Source organism: Streptomyces sp. NPDC087420, assembly GCF_044744165.1.
Taxonomy (GTDB): Bacteria; Actinomycetota; Actinomycetes; order Streptomycetales; family Streptomycetaceae; genus Streptomyces.
Genome location: NZ_JBIUXU010000001.1, coordinates 525,709 through 545,651, shown reverse-complemented (window position 1 = coordinate 545,651; position 19,943 = coordinate 525,709). Strand labels below are relative to the sequence as shown.

The 19,943-nt window shown below is 69.9% G+C and carries 14 protein-coding genes, 1 pseudogene and 1 CRISPR repeat array; of the genes and pseudogenes, 1 reads left to right on the top strand and 14 read right to left on the bottom strand.

The features are described from left to right. Positions 1-59: 59 nt before the first annotated feature. From ACIO1C_RS02340 to ACIO1C_RS02285, 12 genes and pseudogenes are all read right to left on the bottom strand, one after another. Complete coding sequence (locus ACIO1C_RS02340; RefSeq protein ID WP_401857410.1) at positions 60-1,151, bottom strand: radical SAM protein; 1,092 nt, start codon at positions 1,149-1,151, stop codon at positions 60-62. 252 nt (positions 1,152-1,403) lie between these two features. Next, a pseudogene (locus ACIO1C_RS02335) lies at positions 1,404-1,523 on the bottom strand (pirin family protein); the annotation flags it as partial. A 132-nt stretch (positions 1,524-1,655) separates the two neighbouring features. Further along, positions 1,656-1,976, bottom strand: a complete 321-nt coding sequence (gene cas2e / locus ACIO1C_RS02330; RefSeq protein WP_401857407.1) for a type I-E CRISPR-associated endoribonuclease Cas2e — start codon at positions 1,974-1,976, stop codon at positions 1,656-1,658. A gap of 36 nt (positions 1,977-2,012) precedes the next feature. Then, positions 2,013-3,014 (bottom strand): type I-E CRISPR-associated endonuclease Cas1e, encoded by a 1,002-nt coding sequence (cas1e, locus tag ACIO1C_RS02325; protein ID WP_401857404.1) that lies wholly within the window; start codon positions 3,012-3,014, stop codon positions 2,013-2,015. A 6-nt stretch (positions 3,015-3,020) separates the two neighbouring features. Then, positions 3,021-3,824, bottom strand: coding sequence for a type I-E CRISPR-associated protein Cas6/Cse3/CasE (locus ACIO1C_RS02320; RefSeq protein WP_401857401.1), 804 nt, complete (start codon positions 3,822-3,824; stop codon positions 3,021-3,023). Continuing rightward, the gene (cas5e, locus tag ACIO1C_RS02315; protein ID WP_401857399.1) at positions 3,821-4,666 is read right to left on the bottom strand and encodes a type I-E CRISPR-associated protein Cas5/CasD; all 846 of its coding nucleotides are present in this window, start codon (positions 4,664-4,666) and stop codon (positions 3,821-3,823) included. Before cas5e ends, ACIO1C_RS02320 begins: the two co-directional genes overlap by 4 nt. Continuing rightward, positions 4,663-5,886 (bottom strand): type I-E CRISPR-associated protein Cas7/Cse4/CasC, encoded by a 1,224-nt coding sequence (gene cas7e / locus ACIO1C_RS02310; protein WP_401857397.1) that lies wholly within the window; start codon positions 5,884-5,886, stop codon positions 4,663-4,665. The genes cas5e and cas7e overlap by 4 nt, the downstream gene beginning before the upstream one ends. 83 nt (positions 5,887-5,969) lie before the next feature. Next, the gene (casB, locus tag ACIO1C_RS02305) at positions 5,970-6,650 is read right to left on the bottom strand and encodes a type I-E CRISPR-associated protein Cse2/CasB (protein WP_401857394.1); all 681 of its coding nucleotides are present in this window, start codon (positions 6,648-6,650) and stop codon (positions 5,970-5,972) included. A gap of 200 nt (positions 6,651-6,850) precedes the next feature. After that, on the bottom strand, positions 6,851-8,467 hold the full coding sequence (casA, locus tag ACIO1C_RS02300; protein ID WP_401857392.1) for a type I-E CRISPR-associated protein Cse1/CasA: 1,617 nt from the start codon (positions 8,465-8,467) through the stop codon (positions 6,851-6,853). A 330-nt stretch (positions 8,468-8,797) separates the two neighbouring features. Further along, positions 8,798-11,716, bottom strand: a complete 2,919-nt coding sequence (locus tag ACIO1C_RS02295) for a CRISPR-associated endonuclease Cas3'' (RefSeq protein ID WP_401857389.1) — start codon at positions 11,714-11,716, stop codon at positions 8,798-8,800. Positions 11,717-11,848: 132 nt separating this feature from the next. Next, positions 11,849-13,951: direct repeats of the CRISPR family, unit length 29 nt; unit sequence GTTCTTCCCGCGCAGGCGGGGGTGGTCCG. A gap of 207 nt (positions 13,952-14,158) precedes the next feature. Next, entirely contained in the window at positions 14,159-14,284 is a 126-nt protein-coding gene (locus tag ACIO1C_RS02290; RefSeq protein ID WP_401857386.1) for a hypothetical protein, read from the bottom strand. A gap of 803 nt (positions 14,285-15,087) precedes the next feature. Further along, positions 15,088-16,053: a pirin family protein gene (locus ACIO1C_RS02285; RefSeq protein WP_401857383.1), complete on the bottom strand. Its 966-nt coding sequence runs from the start codon at positions 16,051-16,053 to the stop codon at positions 15,088-15,090. 92 nt (positions 16,054-16,145) lie between these two features. Here ACIO1C_RS02285 and ACIO1C_RS02280 point away from each other — a divergent pair, with 92 nt between their 5' ends. Beyond that, entirely contained in the window at positions 16,146-16,514 is a 369-nt protein-coding gene (locus tag ACIO1C_RS02280; protein ID WP_401857380.1) for a tetratricopeptide repeat protein, read from the top strand. Between the two features lie 82 nt (positions 16,515-16,596). Here ACIO1C_RS02280 and ligD read toward each other — a convergent pair whose 3' ends face one another. Continuing rightward, positions 16,597-17,535 carry a non-homologous end-joining DNA ligase gene (gene ligD / locus ACIO1C_RS02275; protein ID WP_401857378.1) on the bottom strand — a complete coding sequence of 313 codons (939 nt, stop codon included), beginning with the start codon at positions 17,533-17,535 and terminating at the stop codon, positions 16,597-16,599. Continuing rightward, entirely contained in the window at positions 17,523-19,913 is a 2,391-nt protein-coding gene (locus ACIO1C_RS02270; protein WP_401857375.1) for a phosphoketolase, read from the bottom strand. Before ACIO1C_RS02270 ends, ligD begins: the two co-directional genes overlap by 13 nt. Positions 19,914-19,943 lie beyond the last annotated feature (30 nt).

Here is a 19,943-nt window from a genome sequence, read left to right as displayed (position 1 = left end):
CCGGCCCCGTAAGCGCGTTCAACCCGTCCGTCCCGCGCCCAGGCGCGATCACGGGGGCATCAGAACGTGGCCGGCGTTCCGCCTACAGCGTCCAAGTACCACACCTGTAGGAACCCGTCGTCGTCGACGCGAGCATTTTCGGGAAGCTGCCAGCCGGGGACCCAGGACACCCGCTCCTCGTACCGGTAGGCGGTCTGTATCAGCATCCGATTGTGCTCGTCCCGGCCGATGATCGACCCCTCGTACAGCGGCACCTTGCCGACATCCGTCATCAGCGTGAAGTGCGGGCGGATGCGGCCGGATGTCAGACCCGACGCTCCCAGCCGGCGGTGCAGTTCGAGGCCCTCGCCGACGGACGTGCGGTGGTGGTCCATGCCGCGGATCGGGACACAATGGAACAGGTAGTGCGCCTCGATTCCCATGTAGCGCAGTTCGTCGAAGAGCCCGACGAGGGTGTCGAGGCTGTCGTTGAGCCCGCGCAGCAGGACGGTCTGGTCGTAGATACGCGCCCCGGCCTCCTGCAGCGCCGTGTATGCCTCCCTGACCTCGGGAAACAGCTCGCCCGCGTGGTTGATGTGCGTGGCGATCTCGACCCGGAACGTCGAACGGCGTCGCAGCGCGTGCTGCATACGGGCATCGACCCGGCGCGGGTCCTGGAGCGGCACCCGGGTGGCGATGCGCACGATCTCGACCTGGGGCGCGTGTTCTTCCAGCGCGTCCAGCAGCCATTCGACCCGGTCGACCAGGATCAGCGGGTCACCACCGGTGACGAGCACTTCACGAACATCCTGGTTCTCCGGGGCCGTCCCGCAGTAGCGGGCAACGAGTTCGAGATCCTCACGGGAGAGCGTGGCGGTGTCGTACTGCCCGCGGATGCACCAGCGGCAGTGCGCGGCACAGATCGTTGTGGGCTCGACCAGCAGGGTCCGCCGGTACAACTTCTCGACACCACGCACTTCACGGCCCTCGAAGAGGGTGCTCATCTCCGACTGGTAGTGGCGGGCGACCTCAAAGGTCCGCTCGACGGCCTCGGAAGGGGAAATGGCGTACTGCAGGTCGAGGAACGGGAGCGGCTCACCGGCTTCCTCGATCTTCTTCCGCAAGTACGGGGAGAGCTTCTCGACGAAGACGCCGTCCTTGGCTCCGGCCATGGCTGTAGGGCCTGTCCTCTCGGGATCACTGAGCGGGAAATGGCGCCAAGCCGTTGAGGAAGGGCAGGGTGCACCGGCCCACGGAACCGGATGGAACGACCTGTTCGACAGCCTTGCGGTGCGTCAATCACCGTGCATCATCAGGTAGATGACGGGAAGTTACCGGCGGCTCATCAGAACACATATGCCAGGCGCATTGGATATGGCGTACCTCACGTTTCGACGCACGGAGACGTTGAGCGCAAGCAGTCGACGGCCGAGCGGGGGCATCCGGACGCCCGGGGGCAGTTCGGGGGTCGGCAGGCGCGTGCCGTCGTAGCCCTTCACCTCGCCGAAGCGGGCGCCCGTCGCCCAGGTCTCTCGGGCCTCTTCACGTGTGCATCAGCTGGATGATCTGCGCTCACGGCCCAAAGGGCTGCGATCACGGAGCTCGCCCCCATGGCGAATAGTGCCGTAACGGAGCCGAGTGGTTCACCCGGGAGCCGGATGCCCATGCCAACGGGCTCAGTCGGACGGAGCCGAAGGTGGGATCTCCTCGTCCTGAGGCCGGAAAGCAATGAGAGCAAGGCCGTCGAAGTCGACGGGAGTACGGCGCCGGTCGCCTGCGGTACGGAGGGCGAACCCCTGCTCGTTGGCTTCGGGATGGACGAGCACAGCGGCGCCGGGTCCCACGGACGCGGCGACAACGGCCCAGAGTTCGTCGCGGACACGGGCGGAGAGAGTGCCGACGTAGAGCCCGGGGGTGGGTTCGATCATCCATCGGGTGAGGGCGCCACGTACATGGTCGGGGACGGCGGTCGTGGACAGGATGGTCATGGCCGGCATGGCAGGACCTGTACGTCGGTGGTGTGGCAGGCGGGGTCATGGCGCATCGGGGGCCTCCTGCGGCGCGTAGTTGACTCCTGCGGGGACGGAACCGGCCGTGGGGTCCCAGAGGTTGACCATGTCGACGGCGTGGCCGTCCGCGAGGGGTTCGGCCTCGTCGGGGGCGAGGAGAGCCTGGACGTCGGCGACGATGCGAGGCAGGAGTTTGAACAGGCGGAGCTGTTCGCGGAAGCTGCGCCGGGCCGCGGCTTCGGGGTTCGGCTGGTCGTGAAGCGAAAAGGCGAGGGGAACGGTGAGTTCGGCCTTGTAGAGGTCTGCAATGTCGTACACAAAGGCGTGTTGGGTGCCTTGATGGACGAAGCCGAGGGCCGGCGAGCAGCCGAGGGCGACGAGCGCGGAGTGGACGATCCCGTACAGGCAGGTGCTGGCCGAGGACAGTGCGAGGTTGACGGGGTCCTGGGTGTCCCAGGAGTCCGGGTCGTAGGAGCGGCGGAAGCGGCCGATACGGTGTTGCTGGGCAAGGAGTTTGTACAGCGCCTTCATGCGCTGGCCCTCCATGCCGCGTAACTGTTCCAGGGTGGTTCCCGCGGGGACGGTGATCTGGAATCGGGACGTGTACATCCGCCGGGCGACGGCGAGTCTGCGGTCTGGATCGCTCCACTGGCGGACCTGGTGTTCCAGCCAGCGGGTGGTGAGAGCGGTGGGCACCGTGCCGGAGTAGCAGCGCACCCCGCCTGAGCCGGTACAGACGACGGTGGTGCCGTGGCGTGCGAACGTGGCGAGCGCGGGCTGGGTGATGGAGGTCCCGGGACCCAGTAACACACAGCTCAGGGAGGCTGTCGGCAGGTAGACGCGGGTGACGTCGCCGGCTTCGCCGGTGGTTTCGGCGCTGACGCCGGTGTCGTCCTGGACGATACGGACGATGTCCGCGTACAGGAAGGACAAGGAGTCACCAACCCGCGGCAGCATGGCCAGGGTGGGTGAGGCGACGCGGCGACGGGCGGAGGTCGGCGTGTGGGAGGAACGCGCAGCGGCCATGGCGCGTCACGCTCCCGGACCGGCGGGGGCGAGGCTGAGCAGGCCGCAACCGTAGGACTTGCTCCGCCCGATGCCGTCGAGGAGCGCGGAGCGCAGCGCGTCCGGCTCAGTGACCAGCGCGATACCTTCGAAGACGGTGACCGCCCTGTCGATACGCCGGCCCGTGCGCCCCGAAGCCCCTGCGTTTCCACCTGAAGCTGGGGGCAGGGACGGCGAGGGGACGGAAGGTGGTGTCGCAGGCCGGGCGGGGGTGTGCCAGGTGGTGGCGGCGTCGGCGGACCGGGACACCAGAGTGCGCACTGCGAGGCCCGCGGTGGTCGCGCGGTCGGTCCACCACTGGTCGGCTTCGGGCCCGTGGAGGGGGATGGTCTGTTTCCAACGGCCGGCGGTGCTGTTGGGGCCGCAGCGGCGTACCGCGTTGGCAGCGATCCGATAGCGGACGAGGAGGCCCGGGCGCAGGGCGGTGAGCAGTGTGTCCATGGGGCGGACTTCCGCGCGGGCGTAGTCGGCGGGAAGCCGGTCGGCCGAGGGGTGGGTACGGGTCTGGACCAGGAGGACCGGGTCGCCCGCGCCGTCGGTCTCCAGCCGGAAGAGGACGCCGGCCTGGGCCCGGGGAGCCTCGCCGAGGTGGTCGGGGGCGAGCTTCATGACCGTGCGGTGCAGGTCCGTGAGGTTGCGCAGGTCGCGCTGGACGGCGCGACTGCGGGGGTTCAGCAGCAGCCGGATCAGCCACGCTTCCCCGGGGGCCGGCTCAAGGACGCGCTGTGCGGCAGGTGTTGTGATTGTCGCCGCGGTGTCGGTGGTGGTCACGACGAGGCTCCTTGTGCTGGGAAGTGGTTGGCGATGGCGTCGAGGTAGGCGGTGCCGTAGCCCTTGCACAAGTCCACCGGCAGGGGCCGGGTCGTGCTGTGGGCGGAGCGCGCCCGGTGGACACGGTCGCGGGCGGTGAGGCGGACCGGTTCGTCGTTCAGCACGGTCTCCACGACAGGCGTCGAAGGGCCACCGGGGCCGACGGAACCGGCCGGGTGCGTGCGAGCCGGAAGGGGTTGGTCGCTGATGAAGCGGACATCCACCGTGCCGGACGGTGGCGTGGTCAGCGGGGGGCGACGTGCCAGCGGGATACGGTTCAGTTCGGCGGCCGGGTCCTCCAGGTCGGTGCCGAGCAACAGCAGCGCGCCGGGCGGGCAGGAGCGGCGTCCGAGGTGGAGTGGCCAGCGTGGTGCGGCCACGGCGTCGGCGCAGCGCCGGGCAAGGCCGCCGTCGGTGAAGTCGGCCGCGACGGTGAACGCGGCGTCGGAGAGGTAGTACCGATGGGAGACGATGGTCGCCGCGTCCGCACCACGGCGGCCACCCTTCGCGGTGGGCACGGTCAGGTGCTGCGGGTAGCCGCCTCCGACGGTGTGGAAGTCGCTCATGACCGTGCCGGGGCGGTCGACACGCACCGTGAAGCGGACCTGGGTCAACCGGGCGAACAGTGTGTCGGGGTCCGTTCCGTCGGCGACGGCCTGGGCGCGGGGAATGCCCAGCGCCGAGGCCACCAGGCCGATCAGCCCGGAGCGGGTCGGGTGGGCGGCGGTGTCGCGGTGGGTGAAGGCACTGTGCTCGCCCCACGACTGGAGGGGCGCGGCAAGGTGGAGGAGGAACCCGGTCATGCGGTGGCCGCCTGGGCGGCGGCAGGGTAGGAGACGTCGACCGCGCCTGCGATCAGAGCGGGGTACGAAGAGGCGGCGGCGCCGAGGCCGGTCAGGGGCTTGTCGTCCAGCCCGGCGTGAGCCGCGTACGGGAGTTCGGTGGTGCCCAGCAGCCGGTTGACACGAGTCGCGTACTCGCTCAGTGCCTGCCGGGACGGCAGTCCCCAGCCGTGCTCCCTCGCGCGTACGGGCTCCTCGAACGCGGCGGCCAGGGACAACGGTCGGTCGGGTCGTACCGCGATGTAAACCAGGTCCGGGTGGGTGTGGGGTGCCGTCGAGGTCTTCTTCGCACCGGGGACGGTTCCCAGGAACGCGGTGGCGAAGGCAGTGGCGAGGTCTCGGAGGGTATCGGCGTCCCGGAGATACGCAGCGTCGGTTGTAGGGGGTGGCGTCGCGGCACCGTCCTGCGGGCCGGTGAGGGAGGCCACGTTCGACGCGAGGTCGCGCAGGTCGAGGGTGGCGTAGCGGTAGAAGACACCGGTGCTGAACTCGCCGGTGTTCATGTGCGCGCTACCCGCGTCCTCGGCCCACTGGTTGACGTCGTCCACGGCGGTGAAGAAGTCGGCCTGTACGGAGGTTGCGTGCGTGGTGAAGGCGTGGGCCACCTGGACTGCCCCGTCGACACCTGCCCCGGGGATCTCGGCGAGCATGCGGCCGAACAGCGCGATGGAGCCGTTGCGGGAACGCAGGATCTTGTGGACAGCGTCCTTGGGGAGCAGCGGTTTCGCCGCGGCGGCCTTGCCGAGAGCCTTGGCCAGCACATCCCGGTGCTCCTCGGCGATGTCCGCGAGGGCGGACGCGGCGCTGTCGGGCAGGAACAACAGCGACGCGGTGGTGCGGTCGCCCTTCTCCAGAGCGAGCTTGGTCTCGGTCGAACGGATCACCTGCGCGCCGGCCATCGCGGCCAGATCCTCCGGCCATCCCCGCTCGACCAACTCCCGGAAGACCTGCTCGGGCAGCCGCCGGGTGCGCAGTGCCTTCTCTCCGATGCTCTCCTCGACTGCCAGACGCACCGGCCGCTTCCACGCCTGGCTGGAGACGCGGGTACGGGTGACACCGCCGAACGTCAGAACCTTGGGCGAGCCGAGATCGTCTCGGTTGACGTTGTTGTAGGGCAGGGTTTGCAGTACATGCAGATCGAGGAAACGGGGCGCCTGGGTGACGGCGGGTGCGGTGGGCATGGGGAGGATCCTTCTGGCGGGAGTGGACAGGGGCGTACGGACGGAGGGCGTACGCAGGGAGGGAGAGTGCGCGCTGCGCGGTACTACGTGGACGAAACCGTGGGATTTCGCTCGGCGGCCGTCTCCTGACGGCGCAAGGACCTGTAGAAGGACTGGAGCCATCGCGTGGCGACGGCATCTCTCCCGTAGCGCCACATGCTGAGGTCGTACAGCAGGCAGGCGTAGTCGGGGGTGACGCCGGACGAACCGAGCCAGCGGAACACGCCCGGCAGCATCCGGTGGGCGCCGTCGAGGTCCTGACGTACGAGCAGGTGCAGGCGTGACTCGGCAGCGCCCGACTTGAGTTCGTCGGGGCTACGACGCCCGACCGCGAGAGCGAAGCTCTCACCGAGGCTGATGCCGCGTGGGGGGAACGTCGTGCCGGCCGCGTCTGTCCCCTCCCCCGGCGACTCCCCCCGCATGCCGGGTTCCGTGGCATCCGCATGTTCCGTGGCCTCCGCATGAGCGTCGTCCTCGGACTCGCGTTGGGCCCGCGGACGGGCGGCGATGAGCGCGGCGACCGCGTAGTACGCGCGCTCTTTGTCCGCGTAGCCCCGGCCCTTGGGGTCCTCCCGGATCAACCCAGGTCGCAACAGGGCCGCGTGTACCCGGGCCGGGACCTCCATGACCGGCTTGCCCAGCCCCGCCCGCAGCGCGGACTGGGCGCCCGGCGACTCCCGGCACAGCTTGCGTACTCGGTCGACGAATTCTCCGTATCTGGCCAAGTCGGTCTCGGGTGACCGCGGTTGCTTTTCCGTGGACGACGCTCGGGGCGCCTTTGTGTCGTTGGGGTCGGTCGAGGGGTGGTCTCGTACGGGGTTCGCTTCGCTCATCGATTCCGCCGTCGGTTGTGTTGGGGGTGCTGCTCTGTTTGCCGGACCTGGTCCGGCTGCTTCGGAGTGTGAACCCGCAGATGGTCTTCCGCTCAGGCGCGATCGGGGGCGCGCAGCAGGCTCCTCACGAGTCCGCGTGCCTTCTCACGGGCCTTGGCCCCACGAGGAGTGGCGGCGATCGGAAGGGTCACCGCGTCGTACTCACGCAGAGCGATCCGCCCGAACACTTGGGGACTGCCTGCGAAGTCCCGGGCATGGAGGGACTCCCAGAAGCGCTGTTCCGCGGCGGGCCAGTAGGCGGCCAGCGCGAGCGCGGGCCAGGGGCCGCCACGTTTACGCCGTTCCTTGGCGGTGCCGCCGGGGCGATCGTTCTCGAACGGGCTGGTGTAGGAGCGCCACGCTGTCTGCAACGCGTGCTCCAGACGGTTGGCCGCCCTTTCCGCCGCCTCACGGCCCTGGCCGAGGCCCAGCCTGAGTTCGTTGTCCGCGTCGTCACCCGACGCCCTGAGCAGGGCGAACAGCGGTGGCGTGGAGCCGGTGAAGTACGTACGGTCGCGGGTCTGGCCGTCCTGGTCGAAGCCGAGGGATTGCACACGCAGCGCGTCCTCGACGTCTTGGGGCAGTTGGCTGTTCAAGTCGCTGAGTACGGAGGGTCGGTGGCCCGAATCGTCACGGGCCTCGGTCACCAGCGCGTCCAGGTCGCGCCACAACGCCCGGTCCGCGTCGGCCTCCCGGGGACGCTTGAGCAGATCCTTTCCCTCGTCCCAGAGGAGGTACGGGTCCTCGTGCGGGGGCCTGTTGACGCGCAGCGCCCACGTGATGTGCGCATCCACCACGCTGCGGCCGCCGGAGTCGGAAGTGAGGAGGACCGCGTGCCGGTGCTGCTCGGTGAGCGCGCCCAGCGGCCCCGTCGGTGCCGTCGGTACAGCCAGCGGGTCCCCCAACTCGTCCCGTTCCCAGGGACAGCTGTCAGTCGCGGCGTCACGTACCCGGGGCCATGTGTTCGGATACGGAAGCCCGAGCAGCAATGTTTCGAACAGCGAGCGCCCCACGGGATGATAGGAGAGCGCCTTCCGCAACGGCCCCGCGTAGGCGTTGCCGAACCGCTGCCCCGCCACGGTCCGCGGTGTGCATTGGCCCGAGGGGCCGTAGTAGAGCTGCGCCAGCAGGTGCAGCACCGCGTCGGCGGATGTCAGGGGAACCTGCTCCGCATCGGTGAAGTGCCCGAAGAACACCTGGTTGTTGCCCGCCGGCCGGGCCATCACGAGCTTGTTGACCCCCGAACCGCTCGGACACTCCTCGCGCAGCCGCGGATCCTGCATCCAGGGCCGCTCGGCATCGAAGAGGCGGAAACGGTCTGCGTAGCGGGTGAAGTACGCCTCCACCTCGCCCGGATCGAACTGCCCTCGCTCGTCGAGCAGTTCGTACCGGCGGGCGTTCCACTCCCCCGCGTTGTCCGCCCTGTGGAGACCGGTGATTCGTGCGGCGATGGCGTAGAGCACCCGTAACAATCCGGAAGCGGCGGGCGGCAGCGCGACGGCGAGTCCGAGGATGCGGTGCGCGTCCAGGAAGAGTCGCAGGAACCCAAGGCTGCGGGAGTCGGCCGGCTCGCCGGCGGCGGGCAGCATCGAGACCGGAACCCACGGCTCGGTTCGGAGGTCGTAGAAGTCGGGCAAGTTGAACTGCGCAGCGGGAAGTGGATGAGACACGAGCTGGTCACTCCGGTCGTCGTCACGTCGAACGGGTAAGTGCGTCGATCAGGCCGGCGCGTAGGGTGGGACGCGTCTCCGCGCGAGCGGAGGTGGGCCGATGCTCAAGGGCGTGCCGATCAGCGGCCGAGGCCACTCCCCACGGAAGTGGGGTCGCTACGGGTCTACATGACTGACCGTCAGGTGCGCCCGTAGCGGATGGCTTGGCCGTGGCCTCCGATACGTACGTTAGACCTGAACAGCTCCCACTCGCGGGAGAGTTGGCGAATCTCGTCAAAGATGCTTAAGGGCGTGCCCGGAGCTGATAAAGGAGGCCGTCGTACTTCCCCATCAGCTGAGCCGCTCGGTCACCAGCCCCAGCTCATGGTGGAGCGTCAGCCGCCGCTTCCCCAGTACCGGCCCCGTTGGCCCCTCCGGGCCTGTGGTGTGCGGCAACAGCACAACGCTGGCGAGGTTGGGCTCGTCCCGCCATTGGGTCGGTGGTTCGTTGGCGGCCGTACAGGCCCGACGCCAGTCGCCGTGTGCCAATGGCACGACGTAACCGAGGAGTTCGCGCACCAGGGCCCTGGAGAATCGTCCGCCCTGGACGTCACCACGCTCCGGCAGCGGGACTTTGTGGTGCTCGTCCAGCCACCGCCGTTGTTCCGCGTCCTCGAACACCGGCAAGGTCAGAACGGTATCCGCGCCCAGCCTCGTCGCGATGAGATCCTCGTCGGCGTGGCTGCTGGTGAGGTCGTCCATCGCGCGCACGTCGTCAGGCATGGGGATGGTCACCAACCTCGCCAGTCCCTCACGCGCCATGGTGTCGGTCAGCCGCGCGATGTCCTCCTGGAACAAGGTCTCGGGGGTCTTGGACGCGAATTCCGCGTCGTAGACGCCATCGACAAGTTCCTGGACATCACCGGGCACCTCCACGGGCCTACCGGCCCTGCCCTCCAACTGTTCGAGGGTACGGCGCAGCAGCGACGGGGAGTAGACGTCACCCCAGGACTCCGGAGTGGCGAACACACCTTCTCCATTGAGCGGGACGAGCACGGCCAGCCGGGGGCCCCGGCTCCAGGAGGGCCGGTACGGAGCGGTAGTCCGGTGCCGCCAGACCCGGCCGGCCCGCTGCAACAGCAGCGCCATCGGAGCGAGGTCGGAGACGATCAGGTCGAAGTCCAGGTCCAGGGACTGCTCGATCACCTGGGTGGCGACCAGGATTGTGCCGCGCGGCGGTGCGGGACGCCGTACGCCCTCCTTGCCGACACGTCCGAACCACTTCTCGGCCTCGCCGGTGATCTCGGACCTGCGCCGACCGGGGAACCGGGCGTGCAGAAGCCTCAGCCGGGGACCCTCCTGCGAGAGGGTGTCTCCCGCGTCCACCACCCGGTCGTCCCAGCCTTGATAGTCCGGCCCGTACTGCCGACTGAAGTGGTCACGCAAGGCACCGAACGTCTGCTGGGCCTCGCCGACCGTGGTACAGATCACGGCAACGCAGCCGCCGGCCTCCACAACGGGGTTCAGTTCTCGCAGCAGCGTGGCCAGTCTGCCGTCCGCGACCGCCGGGTCGTAGGTGTGGGCCACGGGCAGCAGGTCGATGGCGAGGCTGGAGGGCCGGTTCGTGCCGATCGGCCCGTTCGGCAGCGTGACCGCGGCGGTGACGGCGTCCGCGTACAGCCAGCCTGGGTATGAGGGCGCGGGCAGCTCGTACGAACCGGGCTTCCGTCCGGCGCCCGTGAGATACGCCTCCACCATCCCCGTGGCGGTACGCCCGGTCAGCGTCGCCGACAGCAGAATCACCGGGACCTTCATCGCCCCGAGCCAGACCAGCAACCGCAGCAGCAGGGCGTGGGTGAAGGCGTCGTACGCATGAGCCTCGTCGACCACCACCGTCTTTCCGGCCAGGCCCAGCTGGCGCAACGCGTTGTGCCGCAGCGGGAGTACCGCCATGAGCGCCTGATCGACCGTGCCGACCGACAGGGGAGCCAGCAAGCCCCGCCCGCGTGTGCGGAGCCACGAGCCGGCCGACAAAGACATCTCGGTTTGTGATGTGTCGTGTTCATCGGTCAGCGTGCGGGGCTCGGGCAACTCGTCCGGCGCGTAACGCTCGTTCAGATCGGCGGCGCCGTGGAGCAGCGTCAACGCCGTGTCCCCCAGGAGGTTGGCCCGGCCGAACGCGGCCATCCGTCCGTAGAGTTGATCGGCTGTCGCTCTGGTCGGCAGCAGAAACGCGATCCCCGGGCATCCCGCTGCCCGGCCCATCGAGGCGGCCGCGGCGAGCGCGACCTCGGTCTTGCCCTCCCCTGGCGGCGCCGTCACCAACAGCACACCCGGCCCACCCTCGAACACCCCCGCCTCGGTCAATTCCAGGTCCACGCTGACCTGCAACGGATGCGGCTGCTCGATCTCCGGAAAACTCCGGCGAAATCCCCCTACGGTGAACCGCGCCCGGCCCAGGCCCGCGTTCCTCAGCAGGGCGGGGGCCTCAGCCGCCGCGCGGGCGGCGTGGGCCCGTAGTGCGTCCAGCGACCCCAGGCCGCCCCCGGCGGTGGCGTCGGACTGCTGTCGGACCACGAAGCTGTCCTGGCTGGCCAGCCAGTCCGCCACGACCACGAGCCCAGCCACCACGACCGCCACTTCCACCGGCAGCCGCGCTCCGGCCGGCACCGCGGCCGGGTGCCCCAACACCTTTCGCAACGCGGCCACATGCTCGCTCCGCTGCACCTCCCAGCCCCGGGCACCCAACTCCGGATGATCCCGCAGCGGGTCGAACGCGTACCGTGCCTGCGGCAGTTCCGGATACCGCCCGTGATGCCCACCCACCATCTGAGCCACCCGCACGACCAACCGCCCCGCCAACGGCCCGCCACCCTCGGGATACCCCAGCCCCACAAGCAACGCGGGCAACACCCGGGCACTCGCCACCTGATGCCCCAACAACGTGTCGCCGTCGTCCCCCGCCGCCCGACCCGCGAAGGCCTCATCACCCAACAGCGCCGCAGCCGACGCGTGCCTGAGTGCGTCCCGCTGAAACTGGAACCCCCGCTGAATCTTCCCCACATCATGCAACCCGGCCCAGAACGCGACCATCGACCGCGCCTCGCCGGGCGCCACCCCTAACGCCCCCGCGACCGCCCGTTGCTGCGCCCCAGCCAGGAACCCGTCCCACAACGCCCCAGCCACCACCCCCGTATCCACCAGATGCCCAATCAACGGATAGGGCACCGCAAGCCCCCGCTCCTTACCCCACACCCGAACATCAACCATGTCTCCCTCTCCACGCCGACCGTCAGCAGATCTACGAATTGCACCATCCGCCTCTGACACACTGGCCACATGAGTCAGCGAGGGACGAGTCAAGGGATTGCAAAGCCCCTCGAAACCCCCAGCTCACGAAGTGTTCTTCCCGCGCAGGCGGGGGTGGTCCGATCCAGGCACGCAGAAGGGCCCGAGGGCGGAGGTTCTTCCCGCGCAGGCGGGGGTGGTCCGGAGCTGCGAGCGGCCGTGCCCGGCAGGGCGTAGTTCTTCCCGCGCAGGCGGGGGTGGTCCGTCGCTGCCGTTGTACTCGCCGATCTCGATGTCGTTCTTCCCGCGCAGGCGGGGGTGGTCCGAGAGGTGAAACATGTCGGTCCACGTGAGTCCGGTTCTTCCCGCGCAGGCGGGGGTGGTCCGGCGACCACGGGTGGGTCGACCGCCGGCGGTGCGTTCTTCCCGCGCAGGCGGGGGTGGTCCGCCGCCGCGTACGGGATCGAGGACCAGGGCGACGTTCTTCCCGCGCAGGCGGGGGTGGTCCAGGGCCGCCGCCAGCCTCACCGTGACGTCCGACGTTCTTCCCGCGCAGGCGGGGGTGGTCCGCACGAGGTGGTGGCCGCGCTCCTGGAGGCGGCGTTCTTCCCGCGCAGGCGGGGGTGGTCCGCACGGGTCTGCCGAATCTTGACAGTCGTCAAGGTTCTTCCCGCGCAGGCGGGGGTGGTCCTTGACGAAGCTGGCCTGGCTCGCGGGGGTCGGCGTTCTTCCCGCGCAGGCGGGGGTGGTCCGGACATCACGAGCGGCAAGACGAAGCCGACCCCGTTCTTCCCGCGCAGGCGGGGGTGGTCCGGCGGGCAGCGAGGAGCGGTACAAGTACCTCTCGTTCTTCCCGCGCAGGCGGGGGTGGTCCGATGTACGCGCAATCGGCGGGCATGGCCAATCCGTTCTTCCCGCGCAGGCGGGGGTGGTCCGCGCGCGCTGAGTCACGGTCAGAGTCTCGCCCGGTTCTTCCCGCGCAGGCGGGGGTGGTCCGTTCGCGGCGGGCGCGGCTGGTGCCGCCGGGAGGTTCTTCCCGCGCAGGCGGGGGTGGTCCGGGAGGCGCCGTGGCCACCCTGACCGCCTCGCTGTTCTTCCCGCGCAGGCGGGGGTGGTCCGCTCCAGCGGTCCGCCGACCAGTTGCGCAACGCGTTCTTCCCGCGCAGGCGGGGGTGGTCCGACGTTCAGCCGCGCGCAGCTGCTCGCCACCGTGTTCTTCCCGCGCAGGCGGGGGTGGTCCTATGGCCGCCCAGGCCGCCCAGGCCGCCGCCGCCGTTCTTCCCGCGCAGGCGGGGGTGGTCCGCAGGCGGGGCATCCGATCCCAGCATCCAGGAGGTTCTTCCCGCGCAGGCGGGGGTGGTCCGATCCGGCCGAAGGCGCAGACCGCGCTGGAGCTGTTCTTCCCGCGCAGGCGGGGGTGGTCCTCCGCCGGCGCCCAGGAGAATGGTGACGCCAGCGTTCTTCCCGCGCAGGCGGGGGTGGTCCGCTCGGGGGCGGGGCACGTTCGGACTGCCGCAAGTTCTTCCCGCGCAGGCGGGGGTGGTCCGACGCCGTCCGCAAGGGCCTGGGCCCGGCTGTAGTTCTTCCCGCGCAGGCGGGGGTGGTCCGCTGATCCAGAACATCGACGACGCCGTCCCGCTGTTCTTCCCGCGCAGGCGGGGGTGGTCCGTTGCCCGAGGCGTTCGCGCCGACGGCCGGGGCGTTCTTCCCGCGCAGGCGGGGGTGGTCCGGACGTCGCCGATCCAGTCGGCTGTGCGCAGGTGTTCTTCCCGCGCAGGCGGGGGTGGTCCGCGGACCCGTGCCAGTCTGGCCCGCTTGCGGTCGTTCTTCCCGCGCAGGCGGGGGTGGTCCGGTCGGACAGAAGACCGCCCGCTCGCAGGGCACGTTCTTCCCGCGCAGGCGGGGGTGGTCCGTCCTCGAAGAACTCGTTCATGAGCAGGTCGAGGTTCTTGCCGCGCAGGCGGGGGTGGTCCGATCGACGGGCTCGGCCTGCCGAACGACGCGGGGTTCTTCCCGCGCAGGCGGGGGTGGTCCGCTCGACGTCGCCGGGCTCTTCCTCACCGCGTGGTTCTTCCCGCGCAGGCGGGGGTGGTCTGACGCGGCCGGGGACGTCCTGCCCGGCGCCGCGGTCTTCCCGGGCGAGCTGGGGTGTTCCGCAGGCCGACGTGCCGGTCGCCAAGTCGGTGGTGGTCATCCCGCGCGAGCGGGGGCGTTCCGCGCTCGGGATCTTTGGAGGCGATGACGCACTGAGAGCGCTCCTGGTTTGGCTTTGGCGACTCGAACCACGTCGGGGCTGACCTCCACGATCGGCGCCAAGGCGCCTGCGTGTGCAGACACCTTCCGGTGCCGAGGTTTTGAGCTGGTTGCGGCTTCTTGGTTGACGACCGCGCCCCGAGAACAACTGGGGCGCCGTCGCCGGCCTGACTACTTGCCGTCGCCGTTGATCTTGTCGAGGCAGAACGTGTGGATGGCCCCGGTCAGCATGATGATCCACACGCCGACCGCAAACCACCCGTTGGCTTCGGGTTGGACAGTGGTGAAGCCACTCATGACGGCACTGGCCAATCAATAGGCGGCAGCAACGGGCCAGGCGATAACCTGCCTGGTGACGGCCACGATCAACGGTACGCATGTGAAGGCGGACATGCCGACAAGCGGGATGGCCGCCCAGGCGTAACGCTGCCAGTGTCGGCGGAACATGCGGGGCTGACCGTTTGCGTCCCGTCCGGTGCGGGCTTGTCATCCGCTCAGCATGCGATGTGTGGCCGGTTTGGGGCGCCCTTGTCTGAGGCAGTGACGAACAGCCGTGGGACTGGGCAGCCGTCGCCGCCTCCCCTGCCCGGATCAGGCCACGACAGAGTTATTTCAACGACCTGCTTGGAGTCTCCAACCAGCAAGGTTTGTTGCGACTTCGTTGGAATACGGAAAGGGTCTGAGCGTCACGTCGGGAAGCCGAAATGCAGTCCTCAATGCGACGTGCAGCAGACGGAACAGCCCAAGTGCGAGTTCGTTGAAGTTTCGATAGGGGGTCTCTCGCACACATCAGCCGCCCAAGTAGCCACGTAGGGAAGTCGCCAACGAAGCAAACGACCCTACGCAGCCAAGGCACTGGGCTGCGTCGGCCTCCTTCGTGCAACCGTTGGCCATCCGCGCGCACCCGCGTCCCGTCAAACCACGATCCGTCGTCCGTCCTTGTCGGAACTCAACAAAAGAGGGTGGACCCGAGGGCGAGTGGCCGCTCGTACCTCGATGCGGCCGTGATCGCGCCGCGTGCAGTGCCGACCGCTCCGGCTGGCCGGCTGGGGGCGTGGAGGGATTGGGCAGGCATTCTGCCCGGGGCGCGGAACACCAGGTCAGCGCACTCGTCCGCGCGATTTCAGCGGGACCGGGGGCAGTTCGGGAGCGGGGAGTGGGGGGCCGTCGTAGCCGTTCACCGTGCCGAAGCGGGTGCCTGATTCCCACTCCGCGCGGGCCTGTTTGATCTCGTCGTTGGATCGGCCGATGAAATTCCACCACATGACGATCTCTTCTTCGAACGGCTCTCCGCCCAGAAGCATCAGGCCCGCGTCCGAGTCCGCGCGGAGGGGAAGGTGGGTGCGGCCGCTGCCCAGGTAGAGCATCGAGCCGGGGAGTACCGGTACGCCGTCCACCTCAGCCGCGCCGGACATCGACAGGATCGCGTACTCGAAGTCCGGGTCCAGGGGGAGGTGGGTCTCCGCGCCCGCCGTGAGGGCGAGGTCGGCGCCCACCAGGGGGGTGTACGTCGTGCCCGGTGAGGTCGTGCCGTCCAGCGTGCCCAGGATGACCGTGGCCGTCAGGCCGGGGGCCGTGACGGTCGGGAGGTTCGCGTGGTGCTGGAAGTGCGGCTCCACGTTCCGGTACTGGTCGGGCAGGGCCACCCAGAGCTGGGCGCCGTGCAGGAAGCGGGCGTGGGGGCGTGGGCTCTCCTCCGAGTGGGAGATCGCCCGGCCCGAGGTCATCAGGCCCAGCTCGCGCGGGCGGACGGTCTGGAGGCTGCCGAGGCTGTCGCGGTGCAGCACCTCGCCCTCGTGCAGCCAGCTGACCGTCTGGAGCCCCATGTGCGGGTGGGGCGGCACCTGCATCCCGGACTCGTCGGCGATGTCGTCGGGGCCGTAGTGATCGACGAACGCCCACGCGCCGACCATGCGGCGGCCCAGGTTGGGCAGGAGTCTGCGGACCTCCGTGGACTCCCCCAGCTGGACCCGGCGCGGGCTCAGCAGCTCACGTACCGGCTCTGCCACGACAAACCCGCGACCGCCGCAAACAGTGACGGCGGCCTGACGATCAAGATTGCTCATGCCGCCCAACCTAATCCCGCGCGCGGGCCGACACGCCCGCCCGGCGAAAGTAATGGTGGAATGTTCAACCATGTTGGGCTGTTACGGATGTCATGAACGAGAACAGCTACTACGAGTACGGAACGGCCGCCGAGCGCTGGGACCGCGCCCAGCTGTTCTTCGACGCCAAGGAATACGGCACCGCCGCGCGCATCCTCGGCGCGCTCGTCGAGGAGGTCCCGGAGCAGGTGGCCCCGCGGCTGCTGCTCGCCCGCGCCTACTACCACTCCGCGCGCCTCGCCAAGGCCGAGACCGAGCTGCTCGCCGTCCTCGATCGCGATCCCGTGGAGCACTACGCCCGGCTGATGCTCGGCCGCACCCTGGAGCGCCAGGGCCGCGCCGCCGAGGCCGCCCCCCACCTGCGCCTCGCCGCCGCCTTGGCCGGCGACTTCCCCCGGGGGAGCAGGGAGGAAAGCGCGTAGAGGGTGGTAGGGGGTGGAGGAGGGGGCTGTGGCGGGCGCTGGGGTGGGCGCTGGGGTGGGCGCTGGGGTGGGCGCTGGGGTGTCAGGCGTTCAGTGTTGCCAGGCGTTTGCTTGCCGCCGTCAGTGACCTGCCCCTGGTCGGGACCCCCGACCACGGGCGGGTCTTCGCCTGGTCCAGGGCGTCCCGTACCGTCCAGCGCCTCGCCGTCACCTCCGGGTCCGCCAGCTGGTCCCAGCTGATCGGGGTCGCGACCGGGGCGCCTTCCCTCGCCCGTACGGAGAAGGGCGCCACGGCCGTCTGGGCGTAGCCGTTGCGCTGGATGTCCAGGTACAGGCGGCCGCCGCGCGCCCCCGTCCGTACCTCCGTCGTCAGCCGGCCGGGGTCGCGGGCCGCCAGCGTCTCCGCGACCTCGCCGGCGAACGCGCGTACCTCGTCGAAGCCGCTGCGCCCGTCCAGCGGGACGATCACGTGCAGCCCTCGGGAGCCGGTCGTCAACAGGGCGCTGGGCAGGCGCAGTTCGGCGAGGAGTTCGCCGAGCTGGGTGGCCGCGCGCCGTACGGGCTCGAAATCGTCCTCCGCCGGGTCCAGGTCGAAGACCAGCCGGTCGGGGGTGTCCGGGCGGTCCGCGCGGGACTGCCAGCGGTGGAAGGCCAGACACGCCTGGTCCGCGAGGAACACCAGGGTGGCGGTGTTGTCGCAGACGGTGTGGGTGACCGTCCCGCCCTTCTTCGCCAGCTCGGTCCTGCGCACCCACTCCGGATAGCTCTCCGGGGTGTTCTTCTGCATGAAGCGGGGTCCGTCGAGTCCGTCCGGGTGCCGCTCCAGCATGAGCGGCCTGCCCTTCAACTCCGGGAGCATGTACGGCGCGGCGGACCTGTAGTACTCCACCAGGTCCGCCTTCGTGAGGCCGGTGCCGTGGCCGGTGGAGGGGAACAGCACCTTCGCCGGGCGGTGGATCGGTACGGTCCTGTTCCCCGCCCGTACGGTCGCGGTCTCCGCCGTGTGTTTCAGCCCGACCACGTCCACTCCTCGACCTCGGGCAGGTCCGTGCCGTGCTCGCGGATCCACGCGTGGTGCCTGGTCCGTACGTCCGCCATGGCCTGGCGTACGGCGGCCGCCCGCACCGCCAGTCCTGGGACCCGGTCGATCACGTCCATGACCAGCCGGTACCGGTCGAGGTCGTTGCGTACCACCATGTCGAAGGGCGTGGTGGTCGTGCCCTCCTCCTTGTAGCCGCGCACGTGGAGGTTGGCGTGGCCGGTACGGCGGTAGGCCAGACGGTGGATCAGCCAGGGATAGCCGTGGTACGCGAAGATCACCGGCCGGTCGGTGGTGAACACCGCGTCGTACTCGGAGTCCGTCATCCCGTGCGGGTGTTCCGTGTTGGGCAGCAGCCGGGCCATGTCGACCACGTTGACGACCCGCACGGTCAGCTCCGGCAGGTGCTGCCGCAGCAGGTCGGCGGCGGCCAGCGTCTCCTGCGTCGGTACGTCCCCGGCGCAGGCGAGCACGACGTCCGGCTCGCGGGACCCGTCCTCCGTACCGGCCCACGGCCAGACCCCCGCGCCCCGTGCGCAGTGGGCCTTGGCCTCTTCGAGGGTGAGCCAGTCGAAGCTGGGCTGCTTGCCGGCCACGATGACGTTGACGTAGTCCCGGCTGCGCAGCGCGTGATCGGCCACGGAGAGAAGGGTGTTGGCGTCCGGCGGCAGGTAGACCCGTACCACTTCGGGGCTCTTGCTGAGGACGTGGTCCACGAAGCCGGGGTCCTGGTGGGAGAAGCCGTTGTGGTCCTGGCGCCAGACGTGCGACGTGAGCAGGTAGTTGAGGGACGCGACGGGTCGGCGCCACGGCAGCCGCCGCGAGGTCCGCAGCCACTTGATGTGCTGGTTGACCATCGAGTCGACGATGTGCGCGAACGCCTCGTAGCTGGAGAAGAGACCATGACGGCCCGTCAGGAGATAGCCCTCCAGCCATCCTTGGCACAGGTGCTCGGAGAGGACCTCCATCACCCGGCCGTCGTGCGCGAGGTGTTCGTCGGTGCCGAGCGTCTGCGCCTGCCAGGCCTTGCCGGTGGCTTCGTACAGCGCTTCGAGGCGGTTGGAGGCGGTCTCGTCCGGGCCGACGACCCGGAAGTTCCGGTGCGCGGTGGTGTCCTTCATGACGGCTTCGAGCAACCCGCCGAGAATGCGGGTGGGTTCGTGCAGGGCGGTGCCGGGCTTGTCGACCCGTACCGCGTGCTCCTCCAGCGCCGGGATCGGCAACTCCCTCAGCAGCAGACCGCCGTTGGCGTGCGGGGTGGCGCCGAGCCGCCGGGTGCCTTCCGGTACGAACGCCAGTACCTCGGGGCGGGGGGCGCCCGTCGCGTCGAACAGTTCCTCCGGGCGGTACGAGCGCAGCCACGCCTCCAGTTGGGCGAGGTGCGCCGGATTGGTCCGTACGCCGCCGAGCGGGACCTGGTGGGCGCGCCACGTCCCCTCCACCGGCAGCCCGTCGACCTCGCGGGGGCCGGTCCATCCCTTCGGGGTGCGGAGGACGATCATGGGCCAGCGCGGGCGGTCGGTGGTGCCGTTCTCGCGCGCGTCCCGCTGGATCTCGGCGATGCGGTCCAGCGCGCGGTCCATGGCCGCGGCCATCGCGCGGTGGACGGCGAGGGGCTCGTCGCCGGTGACGTGGATCGGCTCGTGGCCGTATCCGCGCATCAGCTCGTCGAGTTCGGCCTCAGGGATGCGGGCGAGCACGGTGGGGTTGGCGATCTTGTATCCGTTGAGGTGCAGGATCGGCAGGACCGCGCCGTCGTGCACGGGGTCGAGGAACTTGTTGGAGTGCCAGGACCCGGCCAGCGGCCCCGTCTCCGCCTCGCCGTCCCCGATGACACACGCGACCAGCAGCTCCGGGTTGTCGAAGGCGGCCCCGTACGCGTGCGCCAGCGAATAGCCCAGCTCGCCGCCCTCGTGGATCGACCCCGGGGTCTCCGGGGCCACATGGCTCGGCACCCCGCCCGGGAAGGAGAACTGCCGGAACAGCCGGTCCATGCCCTCCCGGTCCCGGCTCACATCCGGGTACGTCTCCGAATACGTGCCCTCCAGCCAGGAGTTGGCCAGGACGGCGGGGCCGCCGTGCCCCGGGCCCCACACGCACAACGCCGGCAGGTCCCGGTCCCTGATCACCCGGTTGAGGTGGGTGTGGACCAGGTTCAGCCCCGGGGACGTACCCCAGTGTCCCAGCAGCCGCGGCTTGATGTGCTCCGGCGCGAGCGGCTCCTGGAGCAGCGGGTTGCCCATCAGGTAGATCTGCCCCACGGCCAGGTAGTTGGCCGCCCGCCAGTGCGCGTCGAGGGCCGCCAGTTCCGAGGTGGTGAGAGCGGTGGGGCCCGCCCCGGTGGTCGCCTTGCGGAGCATGCTGGTCTCCCTGGTCTCCCCGGCCGTGGA